Source organism: Bacillus daqingensis (assembly GCF_042654445.1).
In the GTDB taxonomy this organism is placed as follows: Bacteria; Bacillota; Bacilli; order Bacillales; family Salisediminibacteriaceae; genus Alkalicoccus; species Alkalicoccus luteus.
Genome location: NZ_JBHSGK010000011.1, coordinates 144691 through 161246, shown reverse-complemented (window position 1 = coordinate 161246; position 16556 = coordinate 144691). Strand labels below are relative to the sequence as shown.

General features: G+C 52.0%; 17 protein-coding genes. 5 read left to right on the top strand and 12 right to left on the bottom strand.

The annotated features are described in order from the left end of the window. Positions 1–5: 5 nt before the first annotated feature. A complete protein-coding gene (locus ACFO4L_RS10395; RefSeq protein ID WP_377909607.1) occupies positions 6–248 on the top strand; it encodes a hypothetical protein in 243 nt (80 codons plus the stop codon). A gap of 107 nt (positions 249–355) precedes the next feature. Here ACFO4L_RS10395 and ACFO4L_RS10390 read toward each other — a convergent pair whose 3' ends face one another. Further along, positions 356–796 (bottom strand): hypothetical protein, encoded by a 441-nt coding sequence (locus ACFO4L_RS10390; RefSeq protein WP_377909606.1) that lies wholly within the window; start codon positions 794–796, stop codon positions 356–358. Further along, the gene (locus ACFO4L_RS10385; RefSeq protein ID WP_377909605.1) at positions 786–1232 is read right to left on the bottom strand and encodes a DUF2243 domain-containing protein; all 447 of its coding nucleotides are present in this window, start codon (positions 1230–1232) and stop codon (positions 786–788) included. The genes ACFO4L_RS10390 and ACFO4L_RS10385 overlap by 11 nt, the downstream gene beginning before the upstream one ends. A 191-nt stretch (positions 1233–1423) precedes the next feature. Between ACFO4L_RS10385 and fdhF the strand changes: the two genes are divergently transcribed. The 3 genes from fdhF to ACFO4L_RS10370 all read left to right on the top strand — a co-directional run bounded on the left by fdhF (position 1424) and on the right by ACFO4L_RS10370 (position 6235). After that, positions 1424–4384, top strand: coding sequence for a formate dehydrogenase subunit alpha (gene fdhF / locus ACFO4L_RS10380; RefSeq protein ID WP_377909604.1), 2961 nt, complete (start codon positions 1424–1426; stop codon positions 4382–4384). After that, positions 4377–4868 carry a helical membrane plugin domain-containing protein gene (locus ACFO4L_RS10375; RefSeq protein ID WP_377909603.1) on the top strand — a complete coding sequence of 164 codons (492 nt, stop codon included), beginning with the start codon at positions 4377–4379 and terminating at the stop codon, positions 4866–4868. Before fdhF ends, ACFO4L_RS10375 begins: the two co-directional genes overlap by 8 nt. 83 nt (positions 4869–4951) lie before the next feature. After that, the gene (locus tag ACFO4L_RS10370; protein ID WP_377909602.1) at positions 4952–6235 is read left to right on the top strand and encodes an L-lactate MFS transporter; all 1284 of its coding nucleotides are present in this window, start codon (positions 4952–4954) and stop codon (positions 6233–6235) included. 68 nt (positions 6236–6303) lie between these two features. Here the strand turns inward: ACFO4L_RS10370 and manA are convergent, their stop codons facing one another. Then, positions 6304–7260 (bottom strand): mannose-6-phosphate isomerase, class I, encoded by a 957-nt coding sequence (gene manA, locus ACFO4L_RS10365; RefSeq protein ID WP_377909601.1) that lies wholly within the window; start codon positions 7258–7260, stop codon positions 6304–6306. 203 nt (positions 7261–7463) lie between these two features. Between manA and ACFO4L_RS10360 the strand changes: the two genes are divergently transcribed. After that, entirely contained in the window at positions 7464–9236 is a 1773-nt protein-coding gene (locus ACFO4L_RS10360) for a glycoside hydrolase family 13 protein (RefSeq protein ID WP_377909600.1), read from the top strand. A 181-nt stretch (positions 9237–9417) separates the two neighbouring features. Here ACFO4L_RS10360 and ACFO4L_RS10355 read toward each other — a convergent pair whose 3' ends face one another. The 9 genes from ACFO4L_RS10355 to ACFO4L_RS10315 all read right to left on the bottom strand — a co-directional run bounded on the left by ACFO4L_RS10355 (position 9418) and on the right by ACFO4L_RS10315 (position 16118). Then, positions 9418–9732: a DUF3243 domain-containing protein gene (locus ACFO4L_RS10355; protein WP_377909599.1), complete on the bottom strand. Its 315-nt coding sequence runs from the start codon at positions 9730–9732 to the stop codon at positions 9418–9420. Between the two features lie 140 nt (positions 9733–9872). Continuing rightward, positions 9873–10841, bottom strand: a complete 969-nt coding sequence (locus ACFO4L_RS10350; protein WP_377909598.1) for an alpha/beta fold hydrolase — start codon at positions 10839–10841, stop codon at positions 9873–9875. After that, the gene (locus ACFO4L_RS10345) at positions 10828–11229 is read right to left on the bottom strand and encodes a DUF8042 domain-containing protein (RefSeq protein WP_377909597.1); all 402 of its coding nucleotides are present in this window, start codon (positions 11227–11229) and stop codon (positions 10828–10830) included. Before ACFO4L_RS10345 ends, ACFO4L_RS10350 begins: the two co-directional genes overlap by 14 nt. A gap of 110 nt (positions 11230–11339) precedes the next feature. Further along, a complete protein-coding gene (gene fliS / locus ACFO4L_RS10340) occupies positions 11340–11783 on the bottom strand; it encodes a flagellar export chaperone FliS (RefSeq protein ID WP_377909596.1) in 444 nt (147 codons plus the stop codon). Between the two features lie 122 nt (positions 11784–11905). Beyond that, complete coding sequence (locus tag ACFO4L_RS10335; RefSeq protein WP_377909595.1) at positions 11906–12250, bottom strand: flagellar protein FlaG; 345 nt, start codon at positions 12248–12250, stop codon at positions 11906–11908. Between the two features lie 66 nt (positions 12251–12316). Continuing rightward, the gene (fliT, locus tag ACFO4L_RS10330; protein WP_377909594.1) at positions 12317–12670 is read right to left on the bottom strand and encodes a flagellar protein FliT; all 354 of its coding nucleotides are present in this window, start codon (positions 12668–12670) and stop codon (positions 12317–12319) included. A gap of 23 nt (positions 12671–12693) precedes the next feature. Beyond that, positions 12694–14472: a flagellar filament capping protein FliD gene (gene fliD / locus ACFO4L_RS10325; RefSeq protein ID WP_377909593.1), complete on the bottom strand. Its 1779-nt coding sequence runs from the start codon at positions 14470–14472 to the stop codon at positions 12694–12696. Positions 14473–14617: 145 nt separating this feature from the next. Further along, complete coding sequence (locus tag ACFO4L_RS10320) at positions 14618–15535, bottom strand: cation diffusion facilitator family transporter (protein WP_377909592.1); 918 nt, start codon at positions 15533–15535, stop codon at positions 14618–14620. Positions 15536–15548: 13 nt separating this feature from the next. Then, positions 15549–16118 carry a TetR/AcrR family transcriptional regulator gene (locus tag ACFO4L_RS10315; protein ID WP_377909591.1) on the bottom strand — a complete coding sequence of 190 codons (570 nt, stop codon included), beginning with the start codon at positions 16116–16118 and terminating at the stop codon, positions 15549–15551. Positions 16119–16556 lie beyond the last annotated feature (438 nt).

The following is a 16556-nucleotide window of genomic DNA, read 5'->3' as shown; positions in this document are numbered from 1 at the left end:
CGGCCGTGACAGAACTGGACCTGCTGAAAGTGATCATCCGCCGGCTGTCGCGTCTTGAAAACCTGCTGTCGTCGAAGGATGATATGGAGCTGATTACGGAACAGCTTGATCATCAGTCAGATGCCATTCGTCATCTGCACGACAGCATGGCTGAAATGAAGGGACTCGTCGATTCCCATCATATGGAGAACGTCAACTCAGACGATGTTCTGCTCCGCTCGATTCTGCAAACCTCAGACAGAAGCTGATACAATCCTGCCTTCCACCCGTTCGCAGGAAAATCAAAAGAAGCCGCCCACGCGGCTTCTTTCGTATTGTGTCAGATCCGTCGGCTTTCGATGCAGCAGACAAGCCCTCAGCTTCTTTCCCCATTCGTGCACTTCTCTGCCGTAATCGCGCTGCTGATTTCATTTCCGCCGGTTGTCAGGATACGATGCTCGTGATTAGCAAGAACTAGCTTGATTTCGGTTCCAGGTTCAAGCTCGCTGAGAGCGTATGGAAAGTCATAGATTCTTGCTTCCCGCTCCCCGTTTACATATAAATGGGCGTGTCCTCCCCGTGTCACCGCTGTCTCTCTCGTAAAGCGGAAATGCTCGGCTTCCGCATGGAGCAGGCATTCGCCTTCCGTATCCTTTAAGCGAATGGCAAGCTCTGGTGCGGGCTCCTTTGCTTCCACCGATCCGTGGTCATGGCTCCCTGTCAGATGTCCAGTAAAATGGCTGTTGACCAGATGACCGTAGAGCATCAGCGCTGCTGTTCCGAAAATGAGCACAAAGCTGATCGACCTATACATCAAGCTGCTTCACCGTCCTTAACAGCAACCAGCCTGCTCCGAGCAGGATCACACCGCTTGCAAGAAAAGCCAGGTCAAACAAAAGCGGGTTTTCAGCTTCCGGATGCACACGGTGAATCTGAAGAATATGATGATTGATGATCCCTTCCAGCAAATTAAAGGTCCCCCCTCCGATTAGAAACAAGCCGCCTGCGGACTTCCACGCGCTTTTCGGCTCCTGCGGCTTTCCACTCAACCAAAGCAGCACGGCTCCTGCTATAATCGTCAGCGTTACTGCAAAGTGAAACAGACCGTCGCTGATAATCTGAATCGTCGTCGGAGCTTCATGAATCACACTGTGCCACTGCAGCAGCTGGTGAAAAACGATGCCGTCCAATGCTCCTAGAAATCCGAACCCGAGCAGGAAACTTCCGATATACATCTTCTTTTGATCCTTCATACCTCCATCTCCTCTCCAGAAAATTCGTTGTCCTTCTATACACGAGATTTCGATTTCCGAAACGTCATCGAAAGAACTATTATAAACGTTATATATTCGGTTGAAAAAGAGGTTTCCTGCAAGCGCTGACTGGGGAATTGTGTAAGTATCTGAAAATTTCATACAATTCTGTTTTAAGGGAGGAATCTGCATTGTCGAAGCAAGTCAGCGTACAAGTGAATGGAAAGCTCCATCAGGCTTCTGAAGAGCAGACGGTGCTGCAGCATTTGAACGAACGCGGAGTGGAAGTCCCTCAAGTCTGCTACCATGAAGCCCTCGGGCCAATTAAAACGTGCGATGCCTGTATCGTGGAGGTCGACGGCGAGCTCGTCCGCTCCTGTGACACGAAAGTAAAGAAAGGTTCCCGGATCGATACGGTTCAGCAGGATGTGAAGGATGCCCAGGTCATTGCAATGGACCGCATTCTACATAACCATGAGCTGTACTGCACAGTGTGCGACTATAATAACGGTAACTGCGAAGTCCATAATGCCGTTAAGGACATGAAGATTGAGCATCAGTCCATCCCGTTTGAACCGAAACCGGAACCAAAAGACAATTCTCACCCTTATTACCGCTATGACCCGGATCAGTGTATTTTGTGCGGCCGCTGCGTCGAAGCGTGTCAGGACGTGCAGGTGACAGAAACGCTCCGCATTGACTGGGAACGGGACCGTCCTCGGGTTATCTGGGATAACGATGTGGCCATCAATGAGTCCTCCTGTGTGTCCTGCGGCCACTGTTCGACCGTCTGTCCATGTAATGCGATGATGGAAAAAGGCATGGAAGGCAAAGCAGGCTATATGACCGGGATGGATCAGAAAACCCTTCGTCCGATGATCGAGCTGACGAAAAATGTGGAAACCGGCTATGGCTCCATTCTTGCAATCTCTGACATGGAAGCTTCCATGCGTGACGCTAAAATCAAAAAGACGAAAACTGTCTGTACCTACTGCGGTGTTGGCTGTTCATTTGATGTATGGACGCAGGGAAGAGACATTCTAAAGGTAGAGCCGCAGGAGGAGGCCCCGGCAAACGGGATTTCCACATGTGTGAAAGGAAAGTTTGGCTGGGATTACGTGAACAGCGAAGAACGGATTACGAAGCCGCTCATCCGTGAAGGATCCCGCTTCAGAGAAGGAACGTGGGAGGAAGCCTACAAGCTGATCGCTGAAAACCTGCGTTCGATCGAAAAAGAACACGGAAACGATGCGCTTGCCTTCATCAGTTCATCCAAAACGACAAACGAAGAGTCTTACCTGATGCAGAAGCTCGCGCGCAGTATTTTCAAAACGAACAACGTGGATAACTGCTCCCGCTACTGCCAGACGCCGGCAACGAAGGGATTGTTCCGCACCGTTGGCTATGGCGGAGATTCCGGCAGCATCACCGACATTCAGCAGGCGGATCTCGTACTCGTGATCGGCTCCAATACGGCCGAATCCCATCCGGTGCTTGCCACCAGGGTGAAGAGTTCCCAAAAGCTTCACGGTCAAAAGCTTATCGTCTCAGACCTGCGTCGCCACGAAATGGCAGAACGTGCGGATCTGTTTATTCATCCGCGCTCAGGCTCTGACCTCGTCTGGCTTTCTGCTGTATCCAAATATATTCTGGATAACAACATGGAAGACAAAACGTTCATCGAGAAACATGTGAACGGCATTGATGAATTCCGCCAATCGCTCGAAACGTACACACTTGAGTATGCAGAGAAGTATACCGGACTCAGCCAGGACGAGCTCGTGAAAACGGCCGAGATGATTGCAGAAGCAGACACTGTCTGTTCTCTCTGGGCCATGGGCGTCACTCAGCACCTCGGCGGAAGCGATACGAGCACCGCTATTTCCAACTTGATGCTCATCACCGGCAACTACATGAAGCCGGGCGCCGGAACGTATCCGCTCCGCGGTCATAACAACGTGCAGGGTGCCAGTGACTTCGGCAGCATGCCAGATAAATTCCCGGGTTATGAATCGGTAGAGGACAGCGTGATCCGCCGTAAATATGAAGAAGGCTGGGGCACCTCTCTTCCGGAGAAAGCCGGCTGGAACAACCACGAGATGGTAGAAGCGGTTCATGACGGCAGGCTCAAAGCAATGTATTTGAAGGGCGAAGACATGGGGATCGTCGACTCCAATATTAACTACGTGCACGAAGCGTTTGAAAAGCTCGACTTCTTCGTCGTCCAAGACGTCTTTTTATCGAAAACGGCTGAGTTCGCAGACGTTGTGCTTCCGGCAAGCCCGAGTCTTGAGAAGGAAGGTACATTTACAAATACCGAACGGCGTGTGCAGCGTCTGTATCAGGTTCTGGAACCGCTCGGAGACTCGAAGCCGGACTGGAAAATTATCATGGAGCTCGCGAACGAGCTCGGTGCGGGCTGGACCTATTCCCATCCGTCCGAAATCATGGCAGAATCCGCTTCTCTTGCGCCATTGTTTGCCGGTGTCTCCTATGAACGCCTGGAAGGCTATAACAGCCTGCAGTGGCCGGTGGCAGAAGATGGCACCGATACGCCGCTTCTATTTAAGGAAGAATTCCCGTTCCCGGACGGAAAAGCCCGCCTCTTCCCGGTAGACTGGACGGTTCCGCTTGATTTCGGCGAGGAATATGATTTGCACATTAACAACGGAAGACTGCTCGAACATTTTCACGAAGGCAATATGACGTACAAAGCGGAAGGCATTACGAGCAAAACGCCTGGCGCGTTTCTTGAAGTTTCTCCGGAGCTTGCAGAGGAGCGCGGGATTGAAGACGGTTCGTTCGTCAAACTGACGTCTCCATATGGACAGGTGAAGGTATCTTGTATCGTAACGGAGCGCGTGCAAGGTAAGGAGCTGTATCTGCCGATGAATGATTCCGGTGAAGCGGCCGTCAACCAGCTTACGAGCAGTTACGCCGACAAGGATACCGATACGCCTGCCTACAAGGAGCTGTCTGCGAAAATGGAGGTGCTGAAGCCGAAGGGCGCTAGCCCGCTTCCGCGCACGAATCACCGCTACGGCAATCCTCAGCCGCAGATTGGGGTCAATGTTGAAGCCAAATGGCAGCGTAAAGACTACGTGTTTCCTGGAGATATAGTGAGAAGGAAAGGGGCGAAACCGAATGGCTAGACCGATCCGCGACATTGAACCTGCTCCGCTCTCAGCTGAAACGCAGCGGCAAAAGGACCTGGAGGAGGTCGAACAGGCGCTCGCCGATAACAAGGAGGCCGTCCTCGGGGCGATTGATTTAATGAATAATCTGCATAAAAACGGCATCACCCGGATCGCCAACGGTCTTGTGTCAGAAGGCGATAAAGTTCTTGAGATCATCGTGCAGGAGATTTCAAAAGATGAAAATACGAACGCACTACGCAACATGCTGCTGATGGTCGGCGTGCTCGGTACGATCGACATGCGTAAAATCGAGCCGCTGCTGCTCAAGCTGAACAATGGTATCGAGCGCGTGGCCGAAGATCCGGATCCGAATGAAAAAACAGGCTATTTCGATCTCGCTAAGAAGCTGAAAGATCCGCAGATCAACCGCTCTCTGACCATTTTGATGCGCTTTTTGGAAGGCATGGGCCGGGAGACAAAAGATCAGGAACGCAATTAAAGCAGCACATCTCGAGCGGAGGGACACCGCGTTCCCTTCCGCTCGTTCTTTTTTCGTCAATCCGTTCAAAGGAGTGAATAAGTATGGCAGCAGAAACATCTAAAAACCGCTGGCTCATCGCAGCCGCGGCAGTAGGTATTCATATTTCCATCGGTTCCGTTTATTCATGGAGTGTTTTCTCCAATCCGATGAACGAAACGTTTGGCTGGAGCCTGACGGCGATCTCGATTACCTTCAGTATTGCGATCGCCTTTTTAGGTCTGTCGGCCGCCTTCATGGGGCACTTCGTGGAAAAGTACGGACCGCGTGTTTCCGGGCTTGTTTCCACCGCTTTTTTCGGAGTCGGCATGATCGGATCCGGTCTGTCCGTCCAGCTCGAATCGCTGTGGATGCTCTATTTCTTTTATGGGGCAATGGGTGGCTTCGGTCTGGGTGTCGGCTATATCACGCCGGTATCGTCGCTCGTCAAATGGTTTCCGGACCGCCGCGGACTTGCGACCGGCATGGCGATTATGGGCTTTGGTTTCGCTTCGTTGATTGCAAGCCCCGTTATGCAATACTTAATTGGTGCCTTCAGCATCGCGGCAACCTTTTATATTCTCGGTGTCGTTTATTTTGTGATCATGCTTATTTCGTCCTTGTATCTCGCCAAACCGCCGGAAGGCTGGAAGCCAAAGGCGATGCGGGAAAAAGAAGAGAGCGGCGAGCAGTCTGAGAAAAAAGACCTTGCCTTTCTCACTGCGAACGAATCGGTTAAAACACGGCGCTTTTACCTGCTTTGGGTGATGCTGTTTATTAACGTCACCTGCGGAATTGCCATCCTGTCCGTTGCTTCGCCGATGGGTCAGGAAATTGCCGGTCTTTCTGCAGCAGCGGCTGCCACGATGGTCGGGATTATGGGCTTCTTTAACGGAGCAGGACGTCTTGCCTGGGCGAGTATATCCGACTATATCGGCCGTCCGAACGTTTACACCGCTTTCTTTGCGATTCAGATCGTCTCATTCATTGCGCTTCCGAGCTTAACCGATGCGCTTATTTTCCAGGCTGTCCTGTTCCTGATCATGACGTGCTACGGCGGCGGATTTGCGTCGATCCCGGCATACATTGGCGACATTTTCGGTACGAAGCAGCTCGGTGCCATTCACGGCTATATACTCACTGCTTGGGCCGCGGCAGGTCTCGTCGGGCCGGTCGTTGTTTCCTGGCTCCGTGAAGTGACGGAGAGCTACGCGCTGACGATGTACATTTTTGGCGGCATGTTTGTTGTCGCGCTGTTTGCCTCGATCCTCATCCGCGCAGACATAAAGAAACTGAAGGAAAAACAGGAAAACGAAGAGTACGCAGAAGCGTCTGGAAGCAGCAGCTGATACGAAAAAGGTGCCTGATCAATTTCTGATCCAGGCACCTCTTCTTATTCGTGCAGCGTTTTACTTGCTCAGGCTGATTCACCAGGCTCAGCAGCGATCAGCTCAAGCGTACCGGTAAAAACAGGCTGCTCCTCCCCTGCTGTGACGACGAAGTGAGCTCCCTTTTGGACGGGCGTTTTCCCGCCGTTCAACAGGACATAGCCTTCTCCGTCAATGACCGAGATCAGCTGATACGACGCTTTTTTGGCCAGCGCAGTTTCTGCTTCGACCAGGACTCGGCGAACAGTAAAGTACGGAGCTTCGATCAGCGTTTCCATCGTGGCGCCGGCTGTCTGTTCCGTCGTACGTGGAGGGGTTTGATCCTCATGAGGCACCATCGAGCAGGCGATCGAATCCTCCAGATGCAGCTCCCGCATCTGCCCGTTTTGGTCAGGTCTGTCATAATCGTAGAAGCGGTACGTAATGTCAGAGCTTTGCTGGACCTCCAGCAGCGTGATTCCGCCGCCGATCGCGTGCACGGTTCCGCTCGGCACGTAGACAAAATCCCCTGCTTTCACCGGAACACGGCGAAACAGCTCCTCCCACTCTCCGTGCTCTGCAAGCTTTCGCAGTTCTTCACGGGAATTGGCGTTGTGCCCCAGCACCAGCTCCGCTCCAGGCTCTGCATGCGCGATGTACCAGCACTCTGTTTTACCGTAAGGCCAGCCTTCCTTTTCCTTGGCATATTCGTCATCCGGATGCACCTGAACCGACAAATCATCTGCCGCATCGATGAGCTTGACAAGCAGCGGAAACGTCCCTTCCGGATGACCGAACAGCTCCGGCTTTTCGCTCCAAAGTACAGACAGCGGCATCCCGTCATAAGGACCTCCCTGCACTTCTGTTGCTCCGTTTGTGTGCCCGGAAATGCCCCAGCACTCTCCTGTATTGTCTTTCGCTTGCTCATATCCGAAACGGTCTTTTAGCGCAGATCCGCCCCATACCTTCTCTTTAAATACTGGTTTCATCTTCAGCAATTGTGTCATAACAGCCTCCTGATTGAATGTCCATGGACACACCTTTGTACCCATGCTATACTGGCGGTGCAATCGCTTTTTTATTCGTGCTTTTGTGCAAACGATTGCACTCATTTTGTTGTGTATGAACGGCACGACGAGGTGCACTGACACTTATTGTAGCGGATCCGGGAGGCGCTGCCTACCCGCTCTGCGGACAGGGAGGAACCGATATGCTGCTTGAAGCAATCTACCACCAGCCAAAATCGCAATATGCGTACGCGTACGATCATGAAACACTGCACATTCGAGTTCGCACGAAGAAAGATGATATGGACCGGGTTTCGGTCGTCTGGGGAGACAAATACGACTTCCACGAAGAAACGATCCGGACTTCCGCTATGCACGTTTTTGCCCGGGATACGATGTTTGACTATTATGAAGTAGAAATCAAACCGCCGTTTCGACGCTTTGCCTACGCTTTTAAGTTTGAGAAAGGCGACAGAACCGTGTTTTGGAACGAGACCGGCTTTAAAGAAGACTCGCTGCACTCTGGCGGTGTCGGCATGCTCTGGTCGCCGTCCGGCATGTTCGAATTTCCGTTCTTGAATACCATTGATGTTTTCACGCCGCCTGAATGGGTCAAGGACGCCGTTTTTTATCAAATTTTTCCGGAGCGGTTTGCTAATGGTGACGAATCATTAAATCCGCCGGGAACAGAAGCCTGGACTCCGGACGCTGTTCCGACACGCGATAACTTTTTCGGAGGCGATCTGCAGGGGGTCATCGACAAGCTGGACTACCTGGAAGAGCTGGGCGTGACATGCATTTACTTCACACCGTTTTTCGAAGCGTTTTCCAATCATAAATACGATACGATCGATTACTTAAAGGTAGACCCGCAGTTTGGCGATAACGAAACGGCAAAACGACTGGTCGATGAAGCACATGCGCGCGGCATCCGCGTCATGCTCGATGCAGTGTTCAATCATTCCGGCTACTATTTCCCGCCGTTTCAGGATGTGCTGAAAAATGGAGAAAAATCACGGTTCCGCGACTGGTTCCACATTCGTGACTATCCGCTAGCCGACGATCCGCTCAACTACGATACGTTCGGTTTCGTCGCCCAAATGCCGAAGCTGAATACCGAGCATCCAGAGGTAAAAGCGTATCTGCTGGAGGTCGCCCGCTACTGGGTGGAGGATATCGGCGCAGACGGCTGGCGCCTTGATGTCGCCAATGAAGTCGACCACCGCTTCTGGCGGGAGTTCCGGGATACAGTGAAGAAGGCGAATCCGGATGCCTATATTCTCGGTGAAATCTGGCATAATTCACTCGCTTGGCTCGGCGGCGATCAGTTTGATGCCGTTATGAACTACCCGGTCACCAACGCGATTCTCGATTTCTTTGTGAAAGAAGAAATCGACGCTGCGCACTTTATGGGCCGGCTTGACGCCATGTTGATCTCCTATCCGCGCCAGGCAAATGAAGCTGCGTTTAACCTGCTCGATTCTCACGACACTCCTCGTCTTCTAAGTATCGCAGAGGGCAACAAAGAGCGGATGAAGCTCGCTGCTTTGTTCCAGCTGACGTATATGGGAGCGCCGTGCATTTACTACGGTGATGAAGTCGGCATGGACGGCGGGGCTGATCCAGGCTGCCGGCGTCCGATGGTCTGGGAAGAAGAGCACCAGGATCAGGAGCTGCTTTCGTTTTATCAGACGCTCATTTCACTGCGGCGCAGTCACCGCGCGCTTCGTGACGGCTCCTTCCGCTTTCTCTCCGCGGAATCCGGCAGCAGCGTCACTGCCTATGAACGTTCAGATGACATGTCACGCTTCGTTATCGCAGCGAACGCCGGCACAAAGCAGGAGAAAATCGAGTTAAATGGACTCGGTCAAGGAACGTTCCGAAGCCTGGAGGACGACACGCTTTACGAACTTAAAAAAGGAAAGCTGACCATCACACTAGAACCGCTGCAGGCGGTCGTGCTGAAAGAGCAGTAACCACTGATCCGCATCTTCCGTTGACGAAGATGCGGATATTTTAGCAGAATCAGCCTGGATCCCAACTGGCTGGTTTGGATGTCCGGTTTGCAGATCGTAAGTAAAATTACGGATGCCATTACCGAAAGCATTCCATGAAAAAAAAGCTCCGGATCGCATTGATCCGGAGTTTTTTCCTGCTTTATGCGTTGCCTTCTTTTTGCGCGAGACGGACGAGCGTGCGGGCGATGTGCCGCTTTTCTTCTTCTTCCGCGACCTGCCACATTTCCTGCAGCAGCTTCTCTTCCGAATTACGCGGCTCTTCATGGTTCTTCAAGTATTCTGCGACGCGCTCAGCACCTTTTGCGAGCTGCTCTTCTCCAAGACCAATCTTTTCACCGCGATTGACCTGCTTGTTTAGATAGTCGAGGAACCCTTGGAAGCTGTCGAGAATTTCCTGCTTCTTCTCTTCGGACGTATGCTCCAGCTTTTCTTCTGCCTGTTGTTTCGGATCCATGTGAAAACGCCTCCTCTATATAGTGTATACGAAGACTATTTCACAAATCGAAACAATCTAAACCCCATAATCAGGATTTTATGTAAAACTTTTTCATAGTCCAAAAGATGACGCTCACTCTCCCTTGTTGTCTCTTCCTTTTACGTTGCAGTTAAAAACGTGAAAATCCGGTCCCGCATGCCGGGAAGCGCTTCGTGAGCAAAATCAGGATAGAGCACAATCTCTTTTTCCGACGTGATTTTATTATAGGCAGCAAACTGAGTCGACGGCGGACAAACCGGATCAATCAATCCGGTTCCCATTAAGACAGGTGCTTGAATCCGGTCAGCCAGATGCTGAATGTCAATATACCCGAGCCGTTCGAAAAACGCATCACGGCTGTTATGGGTAGGATCGAAGCGGCGAAAGTAGCGGCGGACATCCTGATAGGCTTCCACGTCCAAATCCATTTCCCAGACGCGCAGGTAGTCAGATAAAAACGGGTACACCGGCGCTGCCCGCCTCACACGCGGCTCCAGCGCTGCACAGGCAATCGTCAGCGCCCCGCCCTGGGACCAGCCGGTTACCGACACGTTTATTTCATCAATATCGTCCCGCGCCATCACCAGACGGGCAAGTTGCACCGTATCGAGAAAGATATGGCGGAACAACAGCTCGTCCTCTCCGTCCTGCATGCCTCTCGTAATATGACCCTGCAGCGTGTTACCGCTCACGCCGCCGGCATCCTCCGACAGTCCGCCCTGACCGCGGATGTCCATTGAAAAGACGGCATGTCCCGCAGCTGCAAGCGCTGCTTTCGTCGTCCAGTCACCTGCGTTCATGCCGTAGCCATGAAACTCCAAAACAGCAGGCAGCTTTTCTGACCCAGCCGGGGGCTGATGCGGAATGACCGCCTGCACGTGAATCCGCGCCCCGCGCACGCCCGTAAACGTCAAATGCCGGCACGAGGCAAATGGAAATTGAAATGCTGCCTCTTCATCTTTTACGTCCGCCTCAATGGCGTCAAGCTCTGCGAGTGCCCGCTCCCAGTATTCATCAAAATCAGCGGGCTTCGGATTTCTTCCCTGATAGGTATAAAGCTCCTCAAGCGGCATATCAATGACCGGCATCGCTATCATCTCCTGAAATAGAATAAAGAGCTGCTGTATCCTGCCACATTTTCAGCGCCGGGATAAACTGCTCGTGTAAAAAATGCATTTTTTCAGCTGTCGTCCATTCGTTTTCCGTCATCGCCGCCGCTTCCGTAACCGCATGATGAAATGTGGTCAGCCGGCTGAGCGCGGTCTCCTCAGATCCGAATATGGAGAACATCGTCATGTTTTCCGGATTGTACGGGATCAGTCCCGTACTCACAGAGGCGAGCAGCCTGTCTGCGATATCGTCATCCCCTTGAATGTAGCATTCTCCTGCGTACACAGCCGATTCCTGCACTTCCTGAAGCAGGCTCGTATACTGCTTTAAAAACACTTTCTGCTTCTCGTTCAGCTGAGCTGGCATAAAGAGTCTCCCCTTTCAGACATCATCTTCTTCAGTTTAGCACGCCTTGCCTTGTAAGAAAAAAAGAACACGAACCGGCTGAGCGGCTGTGTTCTGTAAGCTTGTACTGGTTATCGTTTTGCTCCTGCAGCTGCATACGCATTGCCGGCTGCTTTTGAAACACCGCCGGATCCGTGCCGTGCACGGCGGTCCATCTGAATAACTTCCTTCCACGTGTCGCGGAACTCCGTCACTAATCCTGCAGCTTCTGCGAGCGCCTCGCGGTCGTCTTTCGTATTGGCATCAATCAGCCTCGCCAGAATAAAATCGTACAGCTGCATCATACCCTGACTGACGTTAACACTTTGATCGAGCGTCACCATCAGTTCGCGGATAATGTTCTGCGCCTTTACCAGATTCGTATGGCGGTCCTCTGTGCTGCCTGTTTCCATCGCGGCATCGGCTCGCCTGATGAACTTCAAGCATCCGTCGTACAGCATGAGCGTCAGTTCTCCCGGTGATTTTGTTTCGATCGATGTTTGTTTATATGCAGCATATGGATTGTTTGTAGCCATACAGTATGACACCCTTTCTTTCTGGTAATAGACTTCCACTGTTCATATCGGTACATCCGGCGGAAAGGTTTAATGTATTTGCCTGTCAGAAAGAAAAAGAGGAGCCGCAGTCTCCCCTGTCCTCACACTTTCCGGTCAAATAAAAGGCCTGCAAACTCCAGCATGGAGGAGATCATATCGAGAAATTCCTCCGGCGGCAGTTCCCGGACAATTTCATCTGTTTCCCGGTCAATGATTTTGACCATCGTCCTGTCCAGCGTGTCGTGCTGTTCAAACTTTAAGGAACGCTCTTTCATGATCGAAAGCTCGTTCATGCCCTCGAGGCTGCGGTCCAGGTTTTCCTGAGACCATTGCCCTGCTTCTGTACGTCCTTGTGGAGCAGATACGGGCTGCTGCGGCAGCTGTTTCTCCTGATGTATCAGGGCAGAGCGGTCCGGCACCGCGCTTCGGCCTGTGTGCACTTCCATGTGCCAACACCTCACTTTTCCGATGGTACATCGTTTATATCGGACGAAAGGCTCATATGTGAAGGGTTATTTCTTAGAGTCGACGAAAACACCGTCCGGAGTGGGACCACTGTATGGGTTCTCGTACTGCACTGCCCGCTTTCGCTGTTCATGGGAGCGGATATCCTTTTGAATTGCTGCTTTGCCCGATTCCAGCTCCTTCGCAATCTGCTTGGAAAGCCGGATTATTTCCCGGGCAATACGAGTTTCTGCTTTTGTTTCCGGCGGTCTCACACCGTTTGTAAACTGCTCCCGTCGCTCCAGCAGATCGTTGACCGTATCAATATACGTGTCACGTGCTTCCCCGTCCTTTGGCATCGGCACCTGGACGTGATCGTAAAGTGCTTTTGATGTTTCGTACAAGCTGCGCAGCTGTGCCATCTCTTTCTCTCCTTTATTTCCGTTTACATGCCGCTAAACATTTGCGCAAAGAAGGTCTCTGCCTGGGCATTCGCTTTTGCGACTGCTTTTTCCATTGCAGTGAACTGAGACCAGTACCGCTGCTCCACCTGCTGCATGCGGCGCTCAAAAGCGGACATCCGGTCTTCGATGTTGTTGATTTCCCGGCCGAGCGTAAACTGCTGATTCACCGTCCGGCCCCGCAGTCCGCCGGCCCGTCTTGAAATCGATTCAATCATGCCGTTGGCACTGTCCCGCAGCCGCCGCGCAAGCCCCTTCTCCGATTCAGCCGCACCATCTGCCGCAAAGAGCTGGTACACGCCTTCTGCATCCTGTTCAATCGCTGCCCGCAGACGGTCCTCGTTGATTTCCAGCTTGCCGCCGCTGCGGAAATCGGATGTTGTTGTGATGCCGATTTGCGCCAGCTGCCTGAAATCGGAGCCGGTCCCCTGCACGCTGGAATACATCTGCACTCGGAATCGATCCATCCCCCCACGCAGAATAGAATCGTTCCGCAGCAGTCCGCTCATCGCTTTTTCATCCCAAAGCTCGGCTTCCCGCTCGGTTAAATCGCGGCGCTCTTCTTCCGTCAACGGCGGAAAATCACGGAATGCCTCTTCCGAAATACGCCCCTGCACGAGATCAATCAGGTTATTGTATTCTTCCACAAAGGCTTTTATCGTATCCATGACTTCATCCGTGTCACGCTGAACGGTTAGACTCACGTCTCTGCCGCTGAACGTTTCATGAAGTGTGATCGCCATGCCGTTTACGCTGAATGTATTGGACTGCCGGTGCGTTTCCAGGCCGTTGATCGTGAAAACAGCGTTCGTTCCGGCACGCTCATTCGCTTCATCGAGCTTGAGCGCTTCGCGGAAGAAAGATCCGCTGAACGTCATTTCAGCGCCGCCCTCGTTATAAATACCGGTCTCATCCCGGACGATCGACGCCCGGTCTGTACCAGTATCATAAAAGGCACTAACGCCGACCTTTGACCGGTTCATCATCTGCATCACGTCGTTCATCGACTGGTCACCGGTGATGAGAAAACGGTCCGTCACCGTCGAGCCGTCCTTCGCCTTCGTTTCGATGCTGTTCATAGAAAACAGATCGGTACCGTTCTCGTCCTCGCGCGCAGTAACGACCTCTACACGGGCGTTCCGGGCAAGCTCCTGGCCGAACACGAGCGTATTCGTCTCCCGGTCAAGCATGACCTGTGTGGCGGTCAGCTCGCCGTCAAAGTCTTCCTCCACTACCTTGTATGAAACACCGTTTACCCGAACGACCGTAGACTCCGGATTTCCGAGCTCGCGGTTCAGGCTGATCGACGACTGAGACTGCTGAACCGTAATCGTTTCACGGTTGACGACGCCCCGGGTCCACACGTCTCCTGCATCGAGCTGCTGCTCGCTCAGCTTTCCCGAAACAGACAGCTGCTGGCCTACCCGGCTTGTGCTGGCGTTTGATGCTGCAGTCGCCAATGATTTCACTTCGGTAAGCCTCAGGGAGCCTTCCATCGTGGATGAGCTACCCGTTGCCGTCACGAGCGACGGCTGCGAGCTGACGATTTTATTCGCCATCATGGTCGAGCGGCGCATCACGTTATCAAACGTATTGTTGCGAAACTGATCAAGCTTCACGTTAATCTCCCGGAATTGATCGATTCGCCACTGCGTCTGCGTTTTACGCTGCTCTAATTTATTGAGCGGCATTCGTTCCGCCTTCATTAAATCCTGTACCATCTGATTGATATCCATCCCCGTTGCAAAGCCGCTGAGCCGCATATGCCTCACTCCTCATGTTCTATTCGGTTGTTATTTGGTTGTTATGCTGTTGTTATACTGTTGTCAGTACGATCCTCTTCTAACTATATCGGATAAAAAAAGAAGCGCGTTCAGCGCTTCTCGTAAAAACAGGACTATCTGCCCTTTATTCATCAAGTGCCCAGTGACGATCGGCCATAAACGAAACGGTAAGCCATTTTTTCGGGGCAGCTCCGGTCAAAACCGAGGACAGCTTGCTTCGCATTTCATCCTGCTTCGTCAACGAATTCAAGGGGCTCGTTTCCGGTGCAACAATGTCAATCTCTACCCAGATGGTGCGCCCTACCTTCGTCATTCGCAGAAAGCTTTCTTCCACACCGTATTCGTCGGCCAGCTCCTTGAGTGTCTCCTCCATCCGGCTGCGCACCGCGCCGTCCGGACTCATCTCAAGTACTTCTTTCAGCGCTGCACGCATTTCTTTCAGCGGAAACTTCAGGAAGTAGAGTGAGACGAGCAGCACCATCAGCGGGTCCACGTACGGAATAACAGCAGGAAACCACTGGAAGAGGTCCAGTACGAACGCGACGAGAAATCCGGCAAACACACCGGTGCTCACGAGCGTATCCATGAGCCACTGGTTCGATTCCGCCTTCAACAAAGCAGACTCCGACCGCTTCGCACGCTTTTGCAAATACATCGTAACCGCACCGCAGGCGAGCAGCCCGACAAACGAATACGCAAATGCCGGACCAACCTGCATGTCACGCCCTCCCTGAAACAGCGCCGTCACTGATGCCGCAGCGGAGCCTGCGATCAGGATTAGAATGACCGTATATTTAAACAGGACGACGAGCGGCTCCACAATATCTTTCCCAAACGGATACCGCTTCCAGTCGCTTTTTGCCATAAATGCTGCCGCCATGAGCGACACGTAGGAAAGCGCCACGCTGATTAAAGAGTATAGTCCGTCAAACAAAATCATCTGGGACTGAAACAGCATACCAAGTACGATGCCGGCACCAGAAAAAAGGATGGCTGCAGCCACAGACATCCAGAGAATCTTCTTTTCTTGTTTCAAACTCACGTTTTTCACCTCATTAAGTTGTAAGCGCACGAACGAGCATCCGCTTCAGTTCCGCTTCTGCAGTCGTCCGGTCTTCTGTTACTGCCCGGGATAAGTAGTGGGCTTCTGCTGCATGCTCAATCAGGCCGACCATATTATTAACAGCCGCCTTTAGCTCCAGCTCTGTCGTGATGCTGCCGGCCTGCTGCAATCTTAAGAACTGCGATTCGAGCCAAACATAATAAGGCCGGTAAATCTCATCCCACCGCTCAAACGAGTAGTACAGCGAGATCCCGCTGTAGCAAAAGCTGATATAATCCCGGAATTCTTCTGTAATTGTAAACGTCACATCAATCATCGTGTCCATCAGCATCTCCAGCGTTTCTGCATCCCCTCGCTCCTTCATGCGGGCAAGCTGCTCATCGAGAATGCGTGCTGCGATCGCCGGCACGAGCTCATTTTTCGAAGCAAAGTAATTGTAAAAGGTGCCTTGAGCGACGCCCGCTTCTTTCACAAAGCGCGACACCGACGCTTTATCAAAGCCTTCGCGGCGGATCACATTCATCGCCGCTTCGAGCAGCTGGTCATAGGTTGTCTGCTTCATATCCGCCTCCTGATTTTCAACCGAATAAATGACTGACTGTCAGTCACTTTCTGTTTATAGTGTAGCACGGCGCAATTTTTTCGTCAAACGATCCTACGCATGGTTTATATGCAAACTTCAGAGAAGCTTGCAATAATAACCCGGTTTCTAGTTACGTATATATTCTACGCTTACGGTCGGACGCTTTCCGGAGGGAACGCGCCCGGCTTTTCCTCCTGACGTCGGGAGCGCTGGATCTTCGCCACGTTCTTACCCTCTCGGAGTCGACGACCTTCGCTTCGAAATTCTATGCTAATAAATTCCACTCGACTACACTCAAACTAAACACGAATCGCACCTAAGCTTTAAATTAGAATCTAACGTTCTCTTACTATTGCTTCATTACAAATGAGGCTTACGTTTCATTTGAAATATTTTCACGCGAAACTGCCCTTCATC

Coding starts and splice junctions, on each gene's coding strand:
- ACFO4L_RS10385 (WP_377909605.1), bottom strand. CDS start 1,232: ATGAAGGATCAAAAGAAGATGTATATCGGAAGTTTCCTGCTCGGGTTC.
- ACFO4L_RS10375 (WP_377909603.1), top strand. CDS start 4,377: ATGGCTAGACCGATCCGCGACATTGAACCTGCTCCGCTCTCAGCTGAA.
- ACFO4L_RS10370 (WP_377909602.1), top strand. CDS start 4,952: ATGGCAGCAGAAACATCTAAAAACCGCTGGCTCATCGCAGCCGCGGCA.
- manA (WP_377909601.1), bottom strand. CDS start 7,260: ATGACACAATTGCTGAAGATGAAACCAGTATTTAAAGAGAAGGTATGG.
- ACFO4L_RS10360 (WP_377909600.1), top strand. CDS start 7,464: ATGCTGCTTGAAGCAATCTACCACCAGCCAAAATCGCAATATGCGTAC.
- ACFO4L_RS10355 (WP_377909599.1), bottom strand. CDS start 9,732: ATGGATCCGAAACAACAGGCAGAAGAAAAGCTGGAGCATACGTCCGAA.
- ACFO4L_RS10350 (WP_377909598.1), bottom strand. CDS start 10,841: ATGCCGGTCATTGATATGCCGCTTGAGGAGCTTTATACCTATCAGGGA.
- ACFO4L_RS10345 (WP_377909597.1), bottom strand. CDS start 11,229: ATGCCAGCTCAGCTGAACGAGAAGCAGAAAGTGTTTTTAAAGCAGTAT.
- fliS (WP_377909596.1), bottom strand. CDS start 11,783: ATGGCTACAAACAATCCATATGCTGCATATAAACAAACATCGATCGAA.
- ACFO4L_RS10335 (WP_377909595.1), bottom strand. CDS start 12,250: ATGGAAGTGCACACAGGCCGAAGCGCGGTGCCGGACCGCTCTGCCCTG.
- fliT (WP_377909594.1), bottom strand. CDS start 12,670: ATGGCACAGCTGCGCAGCTTGTACGAAACATCAAAAGCACTTTACGAT.
- fliD (WP_377909593.1), bottom strand. CDS start 14,472: ATGCGGCTCAGCGGCTTTGCAACGGGGATGGATATCAATCAGATGGTA.
- ACFO4L_RS10315 (WP_377909591.1), bottom strand. CDS start 16,118: ATGAAGCAGACAACCTATGACCAGCTGCTCGAAGCGGCGATGAATGTG.